The organism is Vibrio sp. 1402 (assembly GCF_033340275.1).
Genome location: NZ_JAWOWE010000450.1, coordinates 1 through 598, shown reverse-complemented (window position 1 = coordinate 598; position 598 = coordinate 1). Strand labels below are relative to the sequence as shown.

1 protein-coding gene is annotated in these 598 nt (G+C 47.0%); it reads right to left on the bottom strand.

The window, feature by feature from the left end; translation table 11 throughout:
• On the bottom strand, nucleotides 1-598 hold a 598-nt coding region (locus R7044_RS26605), incomplete at both ends, for an ABC transporter substrate-binding protein (protein ID WP_405540937.1).

Below are 598 nucleotides of genomic sequence, written 5' to 3'. Positions count from 1 at the left end.
ATGCTTCAACATTGTCAGGGACAAGTTGAGTGATCTTGTTGCGATAACGGTCATGTTGTTGGATAAAATCGTCAATCTCGTCGCGAAGTATTGCACCAGTCACCGAATGGTCACTGATGATGTAAATCTGCTTGTTGTCTGGATGCAAACGCTCGATCAGCGCTAAGTTCGCTTCTAAATCGACGTTCTCAATCACGCCGGTTGCGTTAAGTGATTGATGAAAGGAAGGACGGTAATTGTTGATGCCACAGAAAATCACTGGCGTGTCTTTGATCAGCGGCGCCAAGTGTTGCATCAATTCCAATGCATTGTTGTCCGTCACCAAAATGGCATCAAAACGCTCATCGCTCAACTTAGTGCGATAGAGTGATTCGAGCTGGGTAAAAAACTGCTGGCTCTGGTTGCGCTTGGAATCCAAGTATAAGACGCGCATGTCCATCTCGCGGTCATCGAGTTGTTGATCGATCCCGCGCTGAATAGAGTCCGTCCAAAAGAATCCTTGGTGATAAGAATGGACGACAAGCACCTTCGGCTCTTGAGCAAGTGTCAGTTCACTCCAGGCACATGCACTCCAGAATAAGGCGACCAAAATCAGAAA